Origin of the sequence: Amycolatopsis kentuckyensis (genome assembly GCF_002155975.1) — a bacterium.
In the GTDB taxonomy this organism is placed as follows: Bacteria; Actinomycetota; Actinomycetes; order Mycobacteriales; family Pseudonocardiaceae; genus Amycolatopsis; species Amycolatopsis kentuckyensis.
Map to the genome: position 1 here is coordinate 1 of NZ_MUMI01000402.1, position 15,940 is coordinate 15,940.

The 15,940-nt window shown below is 72.5% G+C and carries 15 protein-coding genes and 1 pseudogene; 12 read left to right on the forward strand and 4 right to left on the reverse strand.

Translation table 11 applies throughout. From position 1 onward, the window contains the following. The 4 genes from CCN39_RS33375 to CCN39_RS33390 form a co-directional block, all read left to right on the forward strand. Positions 1-1,555 (forward strand): alkaline phosphatase family protein (locus CCN39_RS33375; protein ID WP_086848792.1); only part of this gene is annotated, 1,555 nt, incomplete at its 5' end. A 447-nt stretch (positions 1,556-2,002) separates the two neighbouring features. After that, the gene (locus CCN39_RS33380; protein WP_244211111.1) at positions 2,003-2,332 is read left to right on the forward strand and encodes a hypothetical protein; all 330 of its coding nucleotides are present in this window, start codon (positions 2,003-2,005) and stop codon (positions 2,330-2,332) included. Positions 2,333-2,743: 411 nt separating this feature from the next. Next, entirely contained in the window at positions 2,744-3,868 is a 1,125-nt protein-coding gene (locus CCN39_RS33385; RefSeq protein WP_086848797.1) for a S1 family peptidase, read from the forward strand. Positions 3,869-3,970: 102 nt separating this feature from the next. Beyond that, positions 3,971-4,513 (forward strand): dihydrofolate reductase family protein, encoded by a 543-nt coding sequence (locus tag CCN39_RS33390; RefSeq protein ID WP_086848799.1) that lies wholly within the window; start codon positions 3,971-3,973, stop codon positions 4,511-4,513. Here the strand turns inward: CCN39_RS33390 and CCN39_RS33395 are convergent. The 3 genes and pseudogenes from CCN39_RS33395 to CCN39_RS33405 form a co-directional block, all read right to left on the reverse strand. Then, positions 4,510-5,100: a TetR/AcrR family transcriptional regulator gene (locus CCN39_RS33395; protein ID WP_086848801.1), complete on the reverse strand. Its 591-nt coding sequence runs from the start codon at positions 5,098-5,100 to the stop codon at positions 4,510-4,512. The genes CCN39_RS33390 and CCN39_RS33395 overlap by 4 nt on opposite strands. Positions 5,101-5,104: 4 nt before the next feature. Continuing rightward, a pseudogene (locus CCN39_RS33400) lies at positions 5,105-5,970 on the reverse strand (alpha/beta fold hydrolase). Positions 5,971-6,237: 267 nt separating this feature from the next. Next, a complete protein-coding gene (locus tag CCN39_RS33405; protein ID WP_086848803.1) occupies positions 6,238-6,693 on the reverse strand; it encodes a YybH family protein in 456 nt (151 codons plus the stop codon). A 50-nt stretch (positions 6,694-6,743) separates the two neighbouring features. Here CCN39_RS33405 and CCN39_RS33410 point away from each other — a divergent pair, with 50 nt between their 5' ends. After that, positions 6,744-7,379, forward strand: a complete 636-nt coding sequence (locus CCN39_RS33410) for a TetR/AcrR family transcriptional regulator (RefSeq protein WP_086848805.1) — start codon at positions 6,744-6,746, stop codon at positions 7,377-7,379. A 68-nt stretch (positions 7,380-7,447) separates the two neighbouring features. Continuing rightward, a complete protein-coding gene (locus tag CCN39_RS33415; protein ID WP_086848807.1) occupies positions 7,448-7,966 on the forward strand; it encodes a VOC family protein in 519 nt (172 codons plus the stop codon). Here CCN39_RS33415 and CCN39_RS33420 read toward each other — a convergent pair. Next, entirely contained in the window at positions 7,963-8,388 is a 426-nt protein-coding gene (locus tag CCN39_RS33420) for a DoxX family protein (RefSeq protein WP_086848810.1), read from the reverse strand. The two genes, CCN39_RS33415 and CCN39_RS33420, sit on opposite strands and share 4 nt — an antisense overlap. A 433-nt stretch (positions 8,389-8,821) precedes the next feature. Between CCN39_RS33420 and CCN39_RS33425 the strand changes: the two genes are divergently transcribed. From CCN39_RS33425 to CCN39_RS33450, 6 genes are all read left to right on the forward strand, one after another. Continuing rightward, the gene (locus tag CCN39_RS33425; RefSeq protein WP_086848812.1) at positions 8,822-9,511 is read left to right on the forward strand and encodes a TetR/AcrR family transcriptional regulator C-terminal domain-containing protein; all 690 of its coding nucleotides are present in this window, start codon (positions 8,822-8,824) and stop codon (positions 9,509-9,511) included. Further along, positions 9,508-10,605 (forward strand): FAD-dependent oxidoreductase, encoded by a 1,098-nt coding sequence (locus CCN39_RS33430; protein WP_086848814.1) that lies wholly within the window; start codon positions 9,508-9,510, stop codon positions 10,603-10,605. The genes CCN39_RS33425 and CCN39_RS33430 overlap by 4 nt, the downstream gene beginning before the upstream one ends. Positions 10,606-10,619: 14 nt before the next feature. After that, a complete protein-coding gene (locus CCN39_RS33435; protein WP_086848816.1) occupies positions 10,620-11,282 on the forward strand; it encodes an alpha/beta fold hydrolase in 663 nt (220 codons plus the stop codon). A gap of 29 nt (positions 11,283-11,311) precedes the next feature. Next, positions 11,312-12,571, forward strand: a complete 1,260-nt coding sequence (locus CCN39_RS33440; protein WP_086848818.1) for a PucR family transcriptional regulator — start codon at positions 11,312-11,314, stop codon at positions 12,569-12,571. Positions 12,572-12,656: 85 nt separating this feature from the next. Next, on the forward strand, positions 12,657-12,905 hold the full coding sequence (locus tag CCN39_RS33445; RefSeq protein ID WP_244211112.1) for a hypothetical protein: 249 nt from the start codon (positions 12,657-12,659) through the stop codon (positions 12,903-12,905). A gap of 473 nt (positions 12,906-13,378) precedes the next feature. Then, the coding region (locus CCN39_RS33450; RefSeq protein WP_086848822.1) for a beta-ketoacyl synthase N-terminal-like domain-containing protein at positions 13,379-15,940 on the forward strand (2,562 nt) is incomplete at its 3' end.

Here is a 15,940-nt window from a genome sequence, read left to right on the forward strand (position 1 = left end):
GTTCGGGCTCCTCGCCCCGGACGACCTCAGCTCGTTCTCCGCCGCCGCGCTGGTGCGCGTGCCCGTCGAGGGGCTCGTCATCGGCGCGGTCCTGCTGGTCCTGCCGCCGCGGGCGCGCCGCGTCGTCGCCGTGCTCGTCGGGCTGGGGCTCGGGTTGCTGACCCTGATGAAGGCCCTCGACACCGGCTTCTACGCGACGCTCGAGAAGCCGTTCGACCCGGTCTACGACTGGAGCTTCTTCCACGCCGGCGTCGAGTTCCTGGCGGGGCAGATCGGGAACGCGGCCACGACCGCCGCGCTGATCGGCGCCGGCCTGCTCGCGGTGGCCGTGGTGGTGCTGATGGTGCTCGCGGTGCTGCGGCTCAGCCGCGTCGCCGCCGGACGGCGGACCGGCGCGACGCGGGTCGTGGCCGTGCTCGCCGTGGTCTGGATCGTCTCCTCGGTGTTCGGCGTCGAGCTCGCGCCGGGGCAGCCGGTCGCCGCGCAGAGCGCCGCCGCGCTGGCCTACGGCGACCTGCGCCAGGTGGGCGCCGACCTGCGGGACCAGCGGCCGTTCGGGGAGGTGGCCGCCGACGACGCGTTCCGCGCCACCCCGGGCGCGCAGCTGCTCAACGGGCTGCGCGGCAAGAACGTCGTGCTGACCTTCGTGGAGAGCTACGGCCGGGTCGCGCTCGACGACCCGGTCATCGGCGCGAAGATCGGCCCGACGCTCGACGCGGGCACGGCCGAGCTGCGCGCGGCGGGCATCGGCGCGAAGAGCGCGTTCCTGTCGTCCTCGACGTTCGGCGGCGGCAGCTGGCTCGCGCACTCGACGGTGCAGTCGGGGATGTGGATCGACAACCAGCAGCGGTACAGCGACCTGCTCGCCAGTGACCGGCTGACCCTCGGCGGGGCGTTCCAGCGGGCGGGCTGGCGGACGGTCTGGGACGTGCCCGCGCACACGAAGGACTGGCCGGAGGGCCAGAAGTTCTACCACCCGGACGCCTACTACGACGCCCGTTCCATCGGGTACCACGGGCCGGGCTTCGCCTACGCGACCATGCCCGACCAGTTCTCGCTCTCGATGCTGCAGCGCAAGGAGCTCGCGAACACCGCGAAGCAGCCGGTGATGGCCGAGGTCGACCTCGTCTCCAGCCACGCACCCTGGTCGCCGCGCCCCTGGCTGGTCGACTGGAACCAGGTCGGCGACGGCTCGATCTTCACCCCGCAGCCGGCGGCGGGCGAAGCACCGGAGTCGGTCTGGAAGGACCCGGAGAAGATCCGCGAGGCCTACCGCGACGCGACGGACTACTCGCTGAAGACGGTGATCTCGTTCGTCAAGCAGTACGGCGGCGACAACCTGGTCCTGGTCTTCCTCGGCGACCACCAGCCCCCGGTGGTCACCCCGCAGGGCGCGGTCCACGACGTGCCGATCACGATCGTGGCCAAGGACCCGAAGGTCCTGGACCGCATCGCCGGCTGGGGCTGGCAGGACGGCCTGCACCCGGGCGCGCAGGCACCGATCTGGAAGATGGACTCGTTCCGGGACCGGTTCCTCAACGCCTTCGCGCACTGACCGTCCTTTTCGGACGGTTTGGCGCCGGGGAGTGGTGCGCAGGGCGGAAGGGCGGCGGCGGTTCGCCGGGGTGGTTGCCGCACTGCCGCTCGTGTCATGCGTTCGGCGGTGTGTGCAGCGAGTCCGGTGCCCTGGTCCCCGTCGAGGATCGTCGCAGCCGGGCCGCCACCACTCCCGCCGGTCAGGGTGGTCCAGGCGGAGCCGATGGGTGATCTGCTCGGGTTCCGCCGATCGCCTGCCACCCCGGATCGAGCCGTCCGGAGCACGCGGTGGTGGCCGGCGGGCCGCGGCGGGGAATTCGCCATCCGTCCAGGGGCGCGGGCTAGCCCGGATGGAGCAGCGCTGTGACTTTGCGCTGCGCGACGATTCACTGGCCCGATGAATTGCCGGTAATTCTCGCGCACTTCTACGCTCGGGATGTCGGGTTCTCGGCGTTGAGGAGTGGTCATGCGAAGGAAATGCGCGGTTTTTGCGATCGCGGTGTTTTCCCTGTTCGGCCTGTCGGTGGTGCCGGCGGCCGCGGCGACCGGGGATTTCGCGCCACCCGGCTGCTTCGGCGAGCGCTACGGGACCCTGTTCGGGCAAGGCGTTTCCGTCAGCTGCTTTCCCGGTGCGGGCTACGGGTACCGCGTTCTCGCGCACTGCTCGAACGGCAGCGCGTTCTGGCTGGTGGCCGGTCTTCCGGTGCCCTACGGATTCGGCCCGGCGGTCGCGGAGTGTTCCGGTGCGCTGCTCGTGCCCGCCCACGTGATCGCCTACCAGGTCGACGAAATCTGATTTCGGGAACGGAACCGCCCGGCCGCCGATTTCCGGTGGCCGGGCGGCGTCGTGCCCGGAATTCGAATTCCGCGCCGGAAAGCACGGCGGCCGGGGGACGACCGGGCACGTCCGGTGCCCGGCAGACTCTCGTCCGGGCTCCTCGTGCCGGCGCCGTGTTCTACTTGGTTCAGACCTTTGTGCAACGCCGCGAAGAAGGGGTGGTGACCCGGCGCGGACCGGCCGGATGCCGGTCCGCCCGTTCAGCGTGCGCGTAGAAACCCTTGTCACAGCGGCATCTTCCAACATCCACAGTGGACGGCAAGCGGGGAATTCCGGACAGAACACCGGACAAATCTGGACCCGGCGCGGGCCCCGCCCGCACACTCTGCGGACGGTGTGTTTCTTTCCCCCGGCCTTGGAGGAGTTCCCATGCGTCGAAGAATCGCCCTGACTCTCGGCAGCGCCGCCGCCGTCCTCACCGCGTCCCTGACCGCCCTCACCCCCGCCGTCGCCCAGGCGTCGCCCGGGCTGATCGCCGCCATGCAGCGGGATTTCGGGCTGACCGCCGCGCAGGCGTCGGCCCGGCTCACCCAGGAAACGACCGCCGCCCGGGTGCTGCCCGGCGCGCAACGGGCCGCCGGTGCCGCGTTCGGCGGGGCGTGGTTCGACCCCGCCCAGGGCAAGCTGGTCGTCGGCGTGACCGACCCGGCCGCGGCCGCCGCCGTCCGGCAGGCCGGGGCCGAACCCGTCGCGGCCCGGACCAGCGCGGCCGCACTCGACGCCGCGAAAGCGGCGATCGACGCGTCGGCCAAGGCGAAACCGGCCCCGGCCGCCATCAGCGGCTGGCGCACCGACCCGCGCGCCGGCAGCGTCGTGGTCACGGTGCAGCCGGGCGCGCACGGTGCCGACGTCGACGCCTTCCTCGCGAAAGCGCGCGAAGCCGGCCCGGTCACCGTCCGGACCGCACCGGCCGCACAGCCCTTCTCGGCCGGCACCGTCGGCGGCGACCCGTACTACATCAACGGCAACACCCGCTGCTCGATCGGCTTCTCCGTGCAGGGCGGGTTCGTCAGCGCCGGGCACTGCGGCGGCACCGGCAGCTCGGTCGTCGGCTGGGACGGCTCGTGGATGGGCACCTTCGCCGGCTCCTCCTTCCCGGGCAACGACTATTCCTTCATCCGGATCGGCGGCGGCTGGTGGACCGCGCCGGTCGTGCTCGGCTGGGGCACGGTGAGCGACGCGCTCGTCCGCGGGTCCTGGGTCGCACCGGTCGGCACGTCGGTGTGCCGCTCGGGCTCGACCACGCACTGGCACTGCGGCACGGTGCTCGGGCAGAACGAGACGGTCAACTACGCCCAGGGCGCGGTCTACCAGATGACCCGCACCAACGTCTGCGCCGAGCCCGGCGACTCCGGTGGCTCGTTCATCACCGGTGACCAGGCCCAGGGCGTCACCTCCGGTGGCTGGGGCAACTGCGGCTCCGGCGGCGAGACCTGGTTCCAGCCGGTCAACGAGATCCTGCAGACCTACGGCCTGTCGCTGGTGACGGCGTAGCGAACCCACCGGCGGCGGCCGATGAATCCGGCGGCCGCCGCCGGTAGGTACCGGTGCGGCCGCGCCACCCGGGCGCGGCGAGGAGACACCGGGAGCACAGTCATGAGCGTGACCGTCGTCGAATTCACCACCCTGGACGGCGTCGTCGAGGACCCCGACGGCTCCGGTGGCACACCCACCGGCGGCTGGGCGTTCCGGCACGGCCCGGAGGCGGTGTCCGGGGACAAGTTCCGGCTCGGGTCCCTGCTGGACACCGGCGTCCTGCTCTTCGGCCGGACCACCTGGGAGCTGTTCGCGAAGCTCTGGCCCGGCCGCTCGGGCGCCTTCCCCGACCGGCTCAACGCCGCGGCCAAGCTCGTCGCGTCGCGGACCCTCCACGACGTGTCCGCCTGGCAGAACTCCGTGCTGCTGCAAGGAGATCTCGCCGCAGCGGTGCAGCGGGAAGAACGGGACGTCGTCGTCATCGGCTCGATCGGGATCGCGCAGGAGCTCGCCCGCCACGGCCTCGTCGACGAGTACCGCCTGCTGGTCTTCCCGAGCGTCGCCGGCGCGGGCCGGCGGCTCTTCGCCGACGCCGTCGACTTCGACCTGGTCTCCGCCACCCAGGCCGGGCCGGCGATCCTCAGCACCTACCGGACGCGCTAGGTCCGCAGCAGGCTGCCGAGCCAGCCACCGAGGACCTGCTGGACCTCGGCGCGCGTCCGCGCCGGATCCTCGGCCGCGGCGATCATCCGCGCCGCCTCCATCACCGCGCTGAGCACCAGCTGGGCCAGGGCGCGGACGGGCATCTCGACGATCAGCCCGTCCGCCCTGGCCCGCTCCAGCACGGTGACGATCAGGCCGAGGCCGTACTCCGCCTCGATCTCGCGCCAGGCGTCCCAGCCGAGCACGGCGGGGGCGTCGGTGAGCGAAATGCGGCGGACCTCCTCGCGCAGGCAGGCGTCGAGGAAGACGCCGAGGCCCTGCAGCATGCCGGCAAGAGGGTCCGGGCCGGCGGCGAACGCGACCCGGACCTCCTCGGTCAGCTCGCGTTCCAGTTCCTCGACGACGGCCCGGAACAGGCCCTGCTTGTCGGCGTAGTGGTGGTACAGCGCGCCGCGGGTGACCCCGGCGGCGCGGGTGATTTCGTCGGCTGGCACGGCCTGGTAGCCGCGGGCGGCGAACAGTTCGCGCGCGGCGGCGACCAGGGCGGCCTTCGTGCCGGCGGAACGGTCCTGCTGGGTACGTCGCACCCGCCTAATCTGCCATGGCGCCCGCGAACTCGACGACGTGGCGGGCCAGCGCCGCGGGCTGGTCCTCGGACAGGAAGGTGTAGGAGTCCGGCACCTCCACGAGTTTCGCGTCCGGCAGCAGGGCGGCGAGCCGGTGGGCCAGCCGGATCGGGAACAGCTTGTCCTCCGGTGCCCACACGAGCAGCACGGGTCGAAGGTCCGCAGCTTCTCCGCGGCGGCCAGCGTGTGCCGCGGGTGCACTTCCCGCAGGAGCTTCCGCAGGTCGCGCCGGACGCCGGCGGACTTCCGCAGCGGCGAGAGGTAGGCCTGCGCGACGGCGTCCGGCAGCGGCCGCTTGACCACCCAGCCGAAGAGGACCGGCAGCGGGTACAGCGCGCGGATCCGCAGCAGCTGCCCGAGCACCGCCATCGAGCCGGGGATCCGGGCGAGCGGCGGCAGCACCTTGAAGATCGGCGGGAAGAAGTACTCGAAGCAGTCGGACGGGGTGAGCACGACGCGGCCGACCCGCTCGGGGCGGCGGCTGAGCAGGATCTGCGTCAGCGCGCCGCCGGTGTCGTTCGCGACGAGCGTGACGTCCCGCAGGTCCAGCGCGTCGAGGAAGTCGGCGATGACGTCGGCGTTGCCGGTGGGGGAGAGGTCGGCGTCCGCGCGCATCGGGAGGTCGTGCGCGCCGAGCGGCAGATCCGGCGCCAGGCACCGGAACCCGGCGGCGGCCACGTCGGGGACGACCTTCCGCCACAGCTCGGCGTTCGTCAGCACCCCGTGCACGAACACCACCGGGGCGCCGGCGCCCCGCTCGTGGTACCGCACCTCGCCGGCGGGCAGCCGGACGCGGTGCTCCTGGCCCAGTGATGCGCTGCGGTTCGTCATGGCGGCAAGGTTACATACATGGCGTATGTATGTAAATGAGGCGAGTCCGGTGGTGGCGCGGGTCGAGTACGGCGGGAAGAGGGGCGGCACGATCGGCCGGATGATGCGGTGATGCCCCGGGACTTGGCTTCGGGGAAAGGTCGGATCCAGGGGCATCACCGCCCGCGGGACAGCTGACACGGTGTCCTGCGGTGGACCCACCCTACGAACCGCCGACGGCCCTGACCAGGGCCTCGATGCGGTGTCGAAGGTTTGTCGCCCGGTCGGTCAGCGGACGTACCGAGAGTGGGTCCCGGTCGGTGTTTCCCCGGGCACGGGTTCGTCCGGCGGCCGGTCGCCGTGGCGGTGGACGATCTTCCATTCGCCGTCTTCGCGCCGGTACACGTGGGTGGCGCGCAGGGTGTACGTCGTGGGTTCGCCGTTGACCGACACGGTGTTGTGCTCGAAGCCGACGGTGTAGGCGAGGTCGCCGCTCGCGCCCGCGGCGATCACCTCGAAGCGGTACTCCCGCGAGTCGGAGAACTGGGCCGCGACGCGCTCGAACGCTGCGCCGACGTCGGCCCAGCCGGTCCGGATCGGCAGCCAGGCGCCAAAAAGGCTCACCGGATCGGTGTGGGACCAGGTCTCGCTCCGGGGGCCGGCGTCCCCGTTGTGCACGGCCTCCTCGGCGGCGATCTGCCGCGGCAGCATCTCGGCCAGGAAACTGTCGGTGGGTGCTGGCATGATGACTCCAATACAGTCGTGCTGTTTTCAATACAGTGAGGATGTATCGAATGAGCGGGCCCGTCAAGCGCCAGTACGACTCGAGCCGGCGCCGGGAGCAGGCGCGGGAGAACCGGCGGCGGATCCTGAGTGCCGCGCACGCCCTGTTCGTCACGCGCGGTTACGGCCGGACGACCATCGTGGACGTCGCCGCCGAGGCCGGGGTCGCCCCGGAAACCGTCTACGCGGCGTTCAAGAACAAGCCGGCGTTGCTGCACCGCGCCTGGGACGTGGCCGTGGGCGGGGACGACGAGGACGTGCCCCTGCTGGAGCGTCCCGAACTGCGGGCCCTGCTCGCCGAGCCCGACCTGCGGGCCCGGTTCGCCGGGCTCGCCGTCTTCAACACCGCGGTCATGCGGCGGACCGCGCGGCTGCACCTGGCCGTGCGCGGTGCGGCGGCGAGCGAGCCCGCGGCGGCGGCGATGCTCGACGAGATCGACGGTCAGCGGCTGGCGGCGATGGCCGAGCACGCCCGGGCCGCCGCGGCCACCGGCAGGCTGGCGGTCTCCGAGGACGAGTGCCGGGACGTGCTCTGGTCCACGACGGACGGAACGCTGTGGCACCAGCTCGTGGAGCGGCGCGGGTGGTCCGACGAGCGGTACGCGGCCTGGCTCGGCCGGCTGTGGGGGGCGGCGCTGGCGGGTTGACCGGTGCTGAACACGCGCTTAACATTAAGTTGAAACTTCAACCGATCTGCGCGCAGCACGGAGCCCCGATGTCGATCTTCCGCCTGAACCACGCCGTGCTCTACGTCCGGGACCTGGCCGAAAGCGTGGCGTTCTACCGGGACGTGCTCGGCTTCGGCTACATCGAAGGCGGGGACGCGCACCGGGGGGCGGCGTTCCTGCGGGCGCCCGGGTCGGCCAACGACCACGACCTCGGCCTCTTCGAGATCGGTGCGGACGCCGCGGATTCCGGGGCCGGGCGCACCTCGGTCGGGCTGTACCACCTCGCCTGGGAGGTCGACACGCTCGGGGACCTCGAGCGGCTCGCCGCCCGGCTCACCGAAGCGGGCGCACTGGTCGGCTCGTCCGACCACGGAACCACGAAGTCCTTGTACGCCAAGGATCCCAGCGGGCTGGAGTTCGAGGTCGTCTGGATCATCCCCCGCGAACTGCTGACCGACGAGGACCGCGCGAAGGGCGCGTCGACCGGGCGGCTGGACCTCGCGGCGGAGCTGGCGAAGTACGGTCCCGACGCGCGCAGCGGCGTCGGGATCTCGCGCTCCTCCTAGACCGCGGCGCCCGCTCGTGACGGCTCGGAAGACCGCTGCCGGACGGACAGGTTGTCCAGGGCGAAGCGGCCGGCGCCGACGAACGCGATGAGCAGCAGCGACCAGCAGAACAGCGCGGCCGCCTCGCCGCCGTTCTGGATCGGGAACAGGCCGGTCGGCAGGTGGACGACGAAGTACGCGTAGGCCATCGAGCCGGAACCGAGCAAGGCGGCGACCCGCGTGCCGAGGCCGACGCAGACGAGCACGCCGCAGACGAGCTGGATGACCGCGGCCCACCAGCCGGGCCAGGCCCCGACGGCGGCGGTGGACTTCGCCCCGAACAGGCCGAAGAGCGTCTTGAGGCCGTGGCAGGCGAAGAGGAAGCCGATGACGATGCGGTAGAGCCCGACGACGTGGTCGCGGGCCGGGTCCAGGCGGTGCATGGTGGTGCCTCCGGTGAGCGGGGAGAGGGCGGCATCGAACCGGCCGGCTGTGCGACCGGCCGCGTGCGAATTCAGGTCACCCAGATATACCGGTCGTGGACAGTTGCCACAAGCTCCAAATGTCGTGTAAGGCACTTTCGAAAACGGTGCCCGGGTCATCGCGGTGGTCCAGCCTCGTTGTGGCGCAACGAGAAGCCGCCGTACGGGTGATCTTCCCGCCGGTGGTCCAGACCGCCGGGATAATCCGGTCCGCTGTTTCGTGATTATTTTCGAATCTTTCGATTGGGTGCTTAACGGACGACTTAACAAAATGGTGGATCCGAATGTCGTATTCGACGCACCCGAATGATGTGTTGATTCCTGTGGTATGAGGCTGGACGAACATGTTCGACCCGAACGTGCTCGTGACGAACATGTTCGCTACAGTGGTGGCATGAATCCGGGAAGCACGTACAACCGCCGGGAGCGTCCGGCGAAGCCCGCGCTGACGCGCGAGGGGATCGTGGCGGCCGCCGTCGCGGTGATGCGCGCCGAAGGCGTCGAGCGCGTCACCATGCGCCGGCTCGCCAAGGAGCTCGACACCGGCGCGGCCTCGCTCTACGTCTACGTCAAGGACACCGAGGAACTGCACGCGGCGGTGCTCGACGAACTGCTCGCCGAGGTCGTCCTGACCGGCGGAGGGGACTGGCGCGAACGCCTGTGGGCGGTGCTGGACTCCTACCGGTCGGTGCTGTTCGCGCACCCGAGCCTGGCCCGGGTCGCGCTGGTGACCCGGCTGAGCGGCCCGCACTACCTGGCCCTCGTCGAGGCGGTGCTGGCCCTGCTCGACGAGGGGGGCATGGCCCCGGGGCAGGCGGCCTGGGCGGTCGACGTCCTGCTGCTCACCGCCACCGCGACGGCGGTGGAACACGGCAGCCGCCGGGAGCGGCCCGGCGCCGCCCGGGAGCACGAAGTGATGACCGAATCGCTGGCCGGCGTCTCGCCGGGGACGCACCCGCACATCGCCGCGCTGGCCACCGACCTGGTGTCCGGCCCCGGCCCCGCCCGCGCGCGGTGGGCGTTCGACGCGCTGCTGAACGGCGCGCTCGCCACCCCGCGCCCCGGCTCCGGGGAGGCCCGATGACCCCGTCGGTCACGATCGTCGGCGGCGGACTGGGCGGCCTCACGCTGGCCCAGATCCTGCACACCCGCGGGATCCCCGCGACCGTCTGCGAACTCGAAGCCTCACCCACCGCCCGCGACCAGGGCGGCACGCTGGACCTGCACGAGGACTCCGGCCGGCGCGCGCTGGCCGAAGCCGGGCTGACGGCGGAGTTCCGCGCCGTCGTCCGCGAGGAAGGCGAGGCGCTGCGCATCCTCGACGGCCACGGCACGGTCCGGTACGAGGAAACCGGCGGCGGGACCCGGCCGGAGGTCGACCGCGGCGAGCTCAAGCGGATCCTGGCCGGGTCGCTGCCGGACGGCGTCGTCCGCTGGGGCGCCAAGGTGACCGCGGTGTCGCCGGGGCGGCTCACGCTGGCCACCGGCGAGGTCGTCGAAGCGGATCTGGTGGTCGGCGCGGACGGCACCTGGTCGAAGGTCCGGCCGGTGCTTTCGGACGCGGTGCCGAGCTACTCCGGACTGTCCTTCGTGGAAGCGCACCTGTCCGATGTGGACAATCGACACCCGGCCGCGGCGGCGCTGGTCGGGCCGGGCTCGATGTTCGCGCTCGCCGAAGGGAAGGGGCTGATCGCCCAGCGCACCGGCGGCGGCCGCATCCGGGTCTACGCCGCGGTCCGGACCGGGGACGCCACCGCCGCCACCGGACTGGCCGACCGGGGCCGGCTCCTCGACGTCTTCGCCGGCTTCGCCCCGGAACTGCGGGCTCTGGTCGCGGACAGCGAGGGTGCCCTGATCCCGCGGCCGATCCACGCCCTGCCGGTCGGCCACCGCTGGGCGCGGGTGCCGGGCACGACCCTGCTCGGCGACGCCGCGCACGTGATGTCGCCGTTCGCCGGCGAGGGCGCGAACCTCGCCATGCTGGACGCCACCGAGCTGGCTCTCGCGCTGGCGGACCACGACGACGTCGAAAACGCTCTCTCGGCCTACGAAGCCGCGATGTTCCCCCGTGCGGAAGAAGCCGCGCGGGCCTCGGCGGACAACCTCGAAGCTTGCTTCGCCCCGGGCACGCCCGACGCGATGGTCGAGCAGATGACGCGCTTCGCCGCACAGCACTGACGGAAGGAAAACCCATGGATTTCACGCTCCTCGACACCGGCGGCGGCGACCGCGCCGTGCTCGTCCTGCACGGCGGCGCCGGACCACGCAGCGTCACCCCGATCGTCGAGCACTTCGCGCCGCGTGCCCGCGTGCTGGCGCCGACCCACCCGGGCTGGTCGGGCACCCCGCGCCCGGACGCGTTCACCGGCGTCGACGACCTCGCCCTGGCCTACCTCGACCTCCTCGACGACGAAGACCTCGAGGACGTCGTCGTGGTGGGCAGTTCCTTCGGCGGCTGGGTCGCGGCCGAACTGGCGGTGCGGGACCGGGGCCGGCGTCTCGGCCGGCTCGTCCTGCTCGACGCGATCGGCCCCGAGATCGAGGGACACCCGGTGCGGCTGCCGCAGCCGCCGCCCGGTGCGCCCGGACCGGATCCGGCCGACCTGGCCGCGATGCGGGCCTACGCCGGGCCGGGCATCGCCGACCCGAAGCTGCTGCGCCGGCTCGCGCGGGTCCGGGTCCCGGCCCTGCTGATCTGGGGTGAAGACGACGTCGTCGTCCCGCCGGCGTTCGGCAAGGCGTACGCGGCCGGGTTCGCCGACGCCCGGTTCGAGGTGGTTCCGGGCGCCGGGCACCAGCCGGCGCTGCAGGCTCCGGACCGGACGTTCGACATGATCGACGAGTTCCTCGGTTAGCTTGAGGTGCCACCCCCTAAGGTGGCTCCATGGTGGACGAAGAAGTCGTCTCGGAGCGCATCCGGCAGATCGCCGCCACCCTCGCGGACCGCGCGGGCGAACTCACCGGTGAACTGGTCCAGCTGTACGCCGCCGACCTGCCGCAGCTGGTCAACGACGACGAGCGCATGGTGAGCCTGCTGTCGTCGAGCGTGTACCAGAACATCGAGACCGCGCTGCAGATCTTCCGGCACGGCATCGACCCGGCCGGCGTCGAGCCGCCGGCCGCGGCGATCGAGTACGCGCGCCGGCTGGCGCAGCGCGGCACGCCGGTGTTCGACCTGATCCGGGCCTACGACCTCGGGCAGGCCGCGATGCTCGACTTCGGGTTCCAGGAGTGCACCCGGCTGGTCGACGACGCGGCCCTGCTCGGGGCCATCATGCGCCGGCTGCTGCGGGTCGCCTACGAGTTCATCACCCGGGTCGTCCGCCACCTCGTCGGCGTCTACCAGGACGAACGCGACCGCTGGCTGCTCAACCGCAGTGCCGCGCGGGCGGCGAAGGTGGCGGACCTGCTCGACGGCAACGGCGGCCCGCCCGACGTCGACGCGGCCGAGGCGCTGATCGGCTACCGCCTGCGCGGCACGCACGTGGGGATGATCGTCTGGCACGCGTCGGAGGCCTTCGTCGACGACGCGCTGTCGTTGCTGGAGTCGGTCGCGGGCGCGGTGTGCGAGCGCGTCGGCGGGCAGGGGCGTCCGCTGTTCGTGCCGCGCGACGAGGCCAGCGCCTGGGTGTGGCTCCCGCTCGCCCCGGGCGCGACGGTCCGCCGCGAGCACCTTGCCCCGGCGCTCGCCGAAGCCGGTGTCCGGGTGACCGTCGGCGACCCGGGCAGCGGGGTCGCCGGCTTCCGCGACACCCACCAGCAGGCCCGCCGGGTGCACGCGCTGGCGCTGGCGGCCGGAGAGCACTGCGACCGCGTGCTGACCTTCCGCGAGGTCGGCACGGTGGCGCTGATGACGAGCGACCTGAACGCGGCCCGCCTGTGGGTCGCGAGCACCCTCGGCCCGCTGGCCGCCGACGACGAGAACTGCGGCCGCCTGCGCGAGACGCTCCAGGTGTTCCTGACGACGGGCGGCAGCTACACGGCGGCGGCCGCGGAGCTGACGATGCACAAGAACTCGGTGCAGTACCGCGTCCGCAAGGCCCAGGAGCTGCTGCCCCGAGGCCTCGGCGACGAGCGGCTGGACGTCGAGCTGGCGCTGGCCCTGTGCCGCAGCCTGGGCTCGGCGGTGCTCTCCCCGGCGTGACTTTGGTGTCCGGGACCACCGGTGCCCAAGATCGTTGGGCCGACGGCACGAAGCCGCTGAGCTGAATGTCGCTTACCGTGCTCGCATGGGTGAGAACGGTGGGATGCTCGCACTGGTGCGGCTACGCCGAGGTGTCGTCGGCGAGAGCAGACGCGTCTGCCACCTGATCCCCGTCCCGACCGGCCCGGTGCCGGAGCGGCTGACGGCGCTGTGCGGGGAGTCGATCTTCCCGGGCGAGGCCGAGGTGCTGGACGGGCTGCGGGGGATGCCGTGCCACCGGTGTCTGATGCGCAGTGCGCCGGCGGGGTCGGGGTTGCTGGCCAACGCGGGCTGAACCCGGCGCGGGCCGGGTTGCGGTCCGGCCGCCGTTGCGAGCGTGGCCGCGCACGGCTCAGCTGAGCCGTGATCGAGCTGCGGCCGTCCGCGTCCAGTGTGGACACCCGTGCGCCGCGCGGCTGAATCGATTTCGTGAAAACACCACCCCCAGCCATGCCGGAACAAAGCAGGCGAATTGCTTGTCGGTGAATATCCGACCGATTCGAAATCGCCATCACGTCCGGTAGTCGAACGATTGTCCACAGTGGCGATCGGCGGTAATTCGGCTGTGGATGACGTGGGAAACTGCTGCGACTGGTCCAGGATCGATAGGTCATTCGGCTGAACTCTGCGGATTACGTATCCCCAGACGCTCTCCTGCGCTTTAACCTTGCGTGATTCTTCGTCAATCGCACTGGGGAGTGAGATGAAGTCGACGTCACCGCCGTGGTTTCCGCGCGCCCATTCGCCGTCGGGGGCCTGCGGCCGGCGATGAGGCAAGCCGGATTTCTCAGACGTTTCGCGGAAATCGCCGGGTCTTCGCCCGAGCGGGTCGCGGTCCTCGATGGCCACCTGGCGGTGAGCTACGGCAGGCTGGCCGAACTGGCCGGGGGGCAGGCCGCGCGGCTGCTCGACGCCGGGGTGCGGCCGGGGGAGTTCGTCGGCCTGGTCACCGGGCACGGCACCGCCGCCATCTCCGCGATCCTCGGCACGCTGGCCGCGGGCTGCGCCTACGTCCCGCTGGACCCGACCTTCCCGCGGGACCGGCTCGCCCACCAGGTCGCCGCCGCCCGGGTGTCGGCCGTGCTGGCCGATCCCGAGCACCTCGAACTGGCGGAAGCCCTGTGCCGCACCGGGACCGCCCGGGTGGTCGGGTCCGAACCGGACACCGCGCCGCTGCCGGTGCCCGATCCGGACCCGGACGCGCCGGCCTACGTGCTGTTCACCTCCGGCTCCACCGGGACGCCGAAGGCGGTCGCGCAGACCCACCGCAACCTGCTGCACGTGGTCGACAACCAGATCGCCACGCTCGGCATCACCGGCGACGACCGGGTCAGCCTGCTGGCCTCCTTCGGCTTCGACGCGGCCATCCCCGACCTCTACCCGGCGCTGCTGACCGGCGCCACCGTCGTGCCGGTCGACGTCCGCGCCCACGGGGTGGCCCACGCCGCCCGCGCACTCGCGCGGCACCAGGTGACCGTCTACCACTCGACGCCCACGGTCTACCGCTACCTGCTCGACGCCCTCGACGGGGACCTGCCCTCGGTGCGGACCGTCCTGCTCGGCGGCGAGCAGGCCACCTACGCCGACGTCCGCCGCGGCCGGTTCGCGCCCGGCTGCGTGTTCGTCAACGGCTACGGCGCGACCGAAGTCACCTTCGCCGCGCAGTACCGGCTGACCGCCGCGGACGTCGACGACCACGCCACCGGCCCCCTCCCGATCGGGACCGCGCTGCCGGGCTACACGCTCACCGTGCTCGACGGCGGTGAGCTCGAAATCAGCGGCGAGTACCTGGTCGACGGCTACTTCGACCAGCCGGGCCCGGCCTTCGGCACCACCGCCGACGGCGTCCGCAGCTACCGCACCGGCGACCTCGGCCGGGTCCTGCCCGACGGGAACCTCGTCTGCCTCGGCCGGCTGGACCGGCAGGTCAAGGTGCGCGGGTTCCGGATCGAACTCACCGAGATCGAGGCCCGGCTCGGCGAGCGGCCCGAAGTCGCCGAAGCGCGCGCCATCGTCCGCGACGGCGAACTGCTCGCCTACGTCGTCCCGGCGGCGGGAGCGCGGCCGGACGGGACGGCGCTGCGGGCCGCACTCGCCGAGGTGCTGCCCGGGCACGCGGTACCCGGCGCCGTGACCGTGGTCGCGGCCTTCCCGCTCACCGTCAGCGGCAAGCTCGACGAGGAAGCGCTTCCCGATCCGCGGCCGGCCGCGCCCGTCGAGACCGGGCCGATGACGCCGGCCGAGCGCCGGGTGCACGCGATCTGGTGCGCCGTGCTCGGGCACGACCGGATCGGCACCACGGACGCGTTCTTCGACGTCGGCGGCCACTCCCTGCTGCTGGGCCGGGTCCAGCAGCGGCTGGCCGCCGAGTTCGGGGCCGACGTCCCGCTGCTGGGCCTGCTGGAGCACCCGACGGTCGCGGCGCAGGCCGCCTACCTCGACCGGTCCGCTTCGGACGATCCGGGGACCGGCCCGGAGGAACGGGACGCGGACGAACCCGGCAGCGACCTGATCGCCGTCGTCGGGCTCGCCTGCCGGTTCCCCGGTGCGCCCGACGCCGGTGCGTTCTGGTGGAACCTTTGCGCGGGGGCCGACGCGATCCACGACTACACCGACGACGAGCTGGCCGCGCTCGGCATCGGCCCGGGCCTGCGGGCCGACCCCGCGCACGTGCGGGCCGGCGGCCGGCTCGACGGGGTCGAGGACTTCGACGCCGGGTTCTTCGGGTTCACCGACGAGGAGGCCGCGCTGACCGACCCGCAGCACCGCCTCTTCCTGGAGACGGCGTGGCGGGCGCTGGAGGACGCGGGCCGCGACCCGGCGCGGGAACACGGCCCGGTGGGCGTGTTCACCTCGGCCGGGGTCAACCGGTACTTCCTGTTCCACCTGTTCGGGAACCCGGCCGTCACCGGCGACGTCGACCCCGACGACTGGGAGGGCCGGCTGCTCGGCCGCCAGCTGGCCGACCACCTGCCCGGCCAGGTCGCGTACCGGCTGGGCCTGACCGGGCCCGCGGTGGCCGTGCAAAGTGCCTGTTCGAGCTCGCTCGCCGCGGTCGGGCTGGCCGCCCAGAGCCTCGCGGAATACCGCTGCGACCTGGCGATCGCCGGTGGCGTCAGCGTCACCTGGCCGCGTTACCGGGCGGGTGGCATGGCTTCGCCGGACGGCCGCTGCCGGTCGTTCGACGCGGCCGCCGACGGGGCCGGGTTCGGCTCGGGTGCCGGGGTCGTGGTGCTGCGGCGGCTGTCCGACGCCCTCGCCGACCGCGACCACATCCACGCCGTGCTGCCCGGCTGGGCGATGACCAACGACGGCGGCGACCGCGCCGGG

What these genes read in the sequence shown, in the direction of transcription:
- CCN39_RS33425 (WP_086848812.1), top strand. Translation starts at nt 8,822, where the DNA reads ATGAATCCGGGAAGCACGTACAACCGCCGGGAGCGTCCGGCGAAGCCC.
- CCN39_RS33445 (WP_244211112.1), top strand. Translation starts at nt 12,657, where the DNA reads ATGGGTGAGAACGGTGGGATGCTCGCACTGGTGCGGCTACGCCGAGGT.
- CCN39_RS33440 (WP_086848818.1), top strand. Translation starts at nt 11,312, where the DNA reads ATGGTGGACGAAGAAGTCGTCTCGGAGCGCATCCGGCAGATCGCCGCC.
- CCN39_RS33410 (WP_086848805.1), top strand. Translation starts at nt 6,744, where the DNA reads ATGAGCGGGCCCGTCAAGCGCCAGTACGACTCGAGCCGGCGCCGGGAG.
- CCN39_RS33415 (WP_086848807.1), top strand. Translation starts at nt 7,448, where the DNA reads ATGTCGATCTTCCGCCTGAACCACGCCGTGCTCTACGTCCGGGACCTG.
- CCN39_RS33385 (WP_086848797.1), top strand. Translation starts at nt 2,744, where the DNA reads ATGCGTCGAAGAATCGCCCTGACTCTCGGCAGCGCCGCCGCCGTCCTC.
- CCN39_RS33405 (WP_086848803.1), bottom strand. Translation starts at nt 6,693, where the DNA reads ATGCCAGCACCCACCGACAGTTTCCTGGCCGAGATGCTGCCGCGGCAG.
- CCN39_RS33430 (WP_086848814.1), top strand. Translation starts at nt 9,508, where the DNA reads ATGACCCCGTCGGTCACGATCGTCGGCGGCGGACTGGGCGGCCTCACG.
- CCN39_RS33435 (WP_086848816.1), top strand. Translation starts at nt 10,620, where the DNA reads ATGGATTTCACGCTCCTCGACACCGGCGGCGGCGACCGCGCCGTGCTC.
- CCN39_RS33380 (WP_244211111.1), top strand. Translation starts at nt 2,003, where the DNA reads ATGCGAAGGAAATGCGCGGTTTTTGCGATCGCGGTGTTTTCCCTGTTC.
- CCN39_RS33390 (WP_086848799.1), top strand. Translation starts at nt 3,971, where the DNA reads ATGAGCGTGACCGTCGTCGAATTCACCACCCTGGACGGCGTCGTCGAG.
- CCN39_RS33420 (WP_086848810.1), bottom strand. Translation starts at nt 8,388, where the DNA reads ATGCACCGCCTGGACCCGGCCCGCGACCACGTCGTCGGGCTCTACCGC.